3 protein-coding genes and 1 pseudogene are annotated in these 3643 nt (G+C 64.0%); 3 read left to right on the forward strand and 1 reads right to left on the reverse strand.

Features of this window, described 5'->3' with window-relative positions:
- A partial coding sequence (locus B6S44_RS27690; RefSeq protein ID WP_164985993.1) for a diguanylate cyclase domain-containing protein occupies window positions 1-375 on the forward strand: 375 nt, incomplete at its 5' end.
- Window positions 376-1144: 769 nt separating this feature from the next.
- Here B6S44_RS27690 and B6S44_RS27695 read toward each other — a convergent pair.
- Window positions 1145-2470 carry a PQQ-dependent sugar dehydrogenase gene (locus B6S44_RS27695; RefSeq protein ID WP_129160115.1) on the reverse strand — a complete coding sequence of 442 codons (1326 nt, stop codon included), beginning with the start codon at window positions 2468-2470 and terminating at the stop codon, window positions 1145-1147.
- Between B6S44_RS27695 and B6S44_RS27700 the strand changes: the two genes are divergently transcribed.
- Entirely contained in the window at window positions 2469-3260 is a 792-nt protein-coding gene (locus tag B6S44_RS27700; RefSeq protein WP_129160117.1) for a cytochrome c oxidase assembly protein, read from the forward strand. The two genes, B6S44_RS27695 and B6S44_RS27700, sit on opposite strands and share 2 nt — an antisense overlap.
- Window positions 3238-3643: pseudogene (locus tag B6S44_RS29540) on the forward strand (hypothetical protein); the annotation flags it as partial. The gene B6S44_RS27700 and the pseudogene B6S44_RS29540, both read left to right, overlap by 23 nt.

A 3643-nucleotide genomic window follows, 5' to 3' on the forward strand; every position in this document is an offset into this window, starting at 1 on the left:
CGGCACCCTTGCACGGGCGTGAACTATACATGCGGGCACGGCGTGGACGTTGTTCTCCCCCGTCGGGGCTCGGGGCGGTTCCGTTCGGTCCTGGGAGAGCGGCACCTATTGGCACGGGTGGGTGGCGATGAATTCGTGGTCTTGTGCCGGCTCGAGCAAAAAGACGCCGACCCGGCGGCCCTGGCCCTGCGACTGCTGGAGGCGATGGTCGAACCGATCTCGATAAAGGACAAGAAACTCGACGTTGCCTTGTCGATCGGCCTGGCGGTTTATCCGCACGACGCGGATTCGCTCGATGCGCTGGTGCACAAGGCTGATACAGCGCTTTACGAAGCCAAGAGGATGGGCCGCGGCTGTTGGAGGCGCGCTGCCTGAATTGGCACAATCGGCAGCTGTTCCGAGGCGTTCCGTTGCGGATTACACGAGGGACATCATCGGGTTGCGACCTCTCCCAGGCTTCCCCGTCCACCGCGGCCGGAGCCTGCCGCGAGGAGGTTTACGGCCCATCTGGATTTAGCGCTTATATTCCCGCCCCCGGGCCAGGCCTTTTCCTTTCGAGACGGCGTGCTAGCGTAAGCTTGGCGCTCCCCAACCAGCGCCACGCCTCTCGCCGATGGACAGCCGCCTCCCACGCGTCCCATCGGCGAGAGGTAGAAATTCTCCGAATCCCGTAATCGCAGCGGAAGCCATCAGTCACATTCGTGTCGTTGATCCCGACAACATCCCCGAGACTGTCGTCGCGGGCCCCTTCAACTGCTCGGTCACAGGCGAATTGGCGACCCTAACCTTCACCCACGGGCGGCCGATCGTAGAGAAAATGTTGGCCGGGCCAACCGCAGAAGTTCCCATCGAAGCTGTAGTTCGGGCACGTCTTGTGATCCTGTCGGAGGCCTGAGAAACTTGCGGGATTCTCTTGATCAGCTTCTACGGGGGCGTCAGGCAGACGACTCGGCGCATGGCAAGAGGAGCGGCCACTAGCTAGCCATTTCCGGTTCGGCCCCATAGGAGACGCCTGGCTGACTGGCGTCGCAAGCGAGCGTCATCATACACCGGCACCCGCCTGCTTCAGATCGCTAGCTGACGTTACCGGATTCTGGGCGCTCCTGTCAGTTGTCTTGGTTGCCCCTGCCGCTCTGCTCACTGTTCAGTTTGTTGGCGCCGTTACCCGCCAGACCGCATTGCCGACGTCGTCCGCCACCAACAGGGCATTGCGCTGGTCGACCAGCACCCCGACTGGACGGCCGCGCGCTTCGCCTTTCTCGTTCAGGAAGCCGGTCAGGATCGGCCTCGGCATACCCGACGGCTTGCCCTCGGCGAAGGGCACGAAGATGACGCGGTAGCCGACCGGCCGCTGGCGATTCCACGAGCCGTGCTGGCCAATGAAAGCGCCACCGGCATAGGCCTGGCCCATTCGTCCCTCCTTGACGAAAGTGAAGCCGAGCGAGGCGCTGTGCGAGCCAAGCGCATAGTCAGGCTTGATCGCCTTCGCGACCAGGTCCGGACGCGGCGGCTCGATGCGTTTGTCTACATGCTGACCGAAATAGCTGTACGGCCAGCCATAGAAGCCGTCGCGTTTCACCGAGGTCATGTAGTCGGGGACGAGATCATCACCGATCTCGTCGCGCTCATTCACGGCAACCCAAAGCTCCTTGGTGACAGGATTCCAGTCGATGCCGACGGGATTGCGCAGGCCGGAGGCGAAGACCTGAGTGGCGCCCGTTCTTGTATCGATTTCGAGGACTGTCGCCCGCTGCTCCTCCTCTGCCATGCCGTTCTCGCCGACATTCGAGTTCGAGCCGACGCCGACATAGAGCTTGCTTCCGTCAGGGCTGGCGAGGAGGCTCTTCGTCCAGTGATGATTGCGTCCGGCCGGCAGGTCAGCGACCTTGACGGGCCTTGCCGCGCTTTTGGTTTCGCCGAGCACATAGGGGACGCGGACGACCGCATCGGCATTGGCGATGTAAAGCTGGTCGCCGACAAGCGCCATCCCGAATGGCGAGGTCAAATTCTCGAGGAAGACGCTCTTCGTCTCGGCGACGCCGTCGCCATTCCCGTCGCGTAGCAGGGTGATGCGGTTGGCACTTGGCGTCTTGGAGCCAGCCTTTTTCATGAAGAGCCCCTGGACCCAGGCACGCACACCGCCCTGCTTGTCGTCAGGCTTCGGCGGTGCGTCGCTCTCGGCGACCAGAATATCGCCATTGGGCAATTCGTAGAGCCAGCGCGGATGCTGCAGCCCGGTCGCGAACGCCGTGACCTGCCCGCCATTGGCTGCCACCGGCTTCTCGCCCTGCTTCCAGCCGATGGCGTCGGCAACCTTGATCGTCGGCAACCATGAGCTCTTGGGCTCCGGCAGGATCGGAGTGGATCCGTATCCGGCCTCCTCCGGCAAGGAGGGCTCGCTGCAGGCCGCCAGGGCCAGAAGGGACGTCGCGACTCCGCTCGCCAGAAGTGCATTCCGGAACTGCGCCATGACACCAACCTTCAGTATCCGTGCCCCCGCAGTTCTGAACGCCATCCGCCTTGCTTTGTTCGCACATACCGCAATCAGAGCGGAACCGTGGTCCCGATCGCAGGTTGTTGCCAAAGGGGGAGATCGCTTGCACCGCTCGCGCGAGTCCACAACGCAACATCTTGACGCGTCAGGGCCGATCACGATCGGGGCCGCGGTGCTGGCCGTGTCCGGCCTGATCACAGGGTCGGTCGTCGAACTCGGCCCGCTATCCCTGCAGATGCTGCAGCACTTGGCGCTGATGAATGTTGTTGCACCGCTGGTGGCGCTCGGCCTGAGCAGGCGCGGTCCCTTAGCCCCAACCTTGCTACTGCTCGCAGGCTTCGTGCAGCTCTTCGCGCTCTGGGCCTGGCATGCCCCGGCTGTGCAGCATGTCGCGGCATCGTCCTGGGCAGCCCAGGTTGCGCTCATGAGCGTGCTCGCTGGCGCCGCGGTCTGGTTCTGGTCCACGCTCATCGCCGCATCGGAATGGAGGGCATTGATCGCGCTTCTCCTGACCGGAAAGCTGGCCTGCCTGCTCGGCGCCCTGCTGATCTTCGCGCCGCGTGACCTCTACAATCTCGACGGCCTCGTCCTCGCCCTCTGCACGACAGGGCCGTCCAGCCTCGCCGACCAGCAGCTTGCGGGCCTTTTGATGATCACCGCCTGCCCGTTGAGCTATCTCGTCACCGGTGTCGCGCTCGCGGCGCGGATGATCGGACGGCTCGACGACGTTCGGCAGTCTGGCCATGTCGCCGCTTGCGCACGCTAGGCGCGCGGCAGTCTGGCTGCTCGCGACGCCGCAGCGCCTGCTCGGCGCCGCCTCTGCCATGGTCGTAGTGGTCCTCGTTTGCACGTTCCTCGTCGCGTGGTCGGGTATCTACAGCGTCGCGGCCAGCAAGGGCCATTTCCAGATCGTCGATTACTTCTTGCGCTTCGGCATGGAGAATTCGGTCAAGGCACACGCGCCCTCCATCAGCTTGTCTGAGGAGAACGATGAAGATCGGGCGCGACTCGGCGCCGCCCATTTCCATGCAGGGTGCGCCTATTGCCACGGCTCGCCCGGAACGCCGATCAGCCCGGTTGCCGCGAGCATGCTGCCGCCGCCACCCGATCTCCGCGACAAGGTCAGCCTCTGGCGCGACGGCGAGCTGT

The organism is Allobosea sp. Tri-44 (assembly GCF_004123845.1).
In the GTDB taxonomy this organism is placed as follows: domain Bacteria; phylum Pseudomonadota; class Alphaproteobacteria; order Rhizobiales; family Beijerinckiaceae; genus Allobosea.

Bases quoted from the DNA above. Each gene is read 5' to 3' on its own strand.
- B6S44_RS27700 (WP_129160117.1), top strand. From the start codon at position 2,469: ATGACACCAACCTTCAGTATCCGTGCCCCCGCAGTTCTGAACGCCATC.
- B6S44_RS27695 (WP_129160115.1), bottom strand. From the start codon at position 2,470: ATGGCGCAGTTCCGGAATGCACTTCTGGCGAGCGGAGTCGCGACGTCC.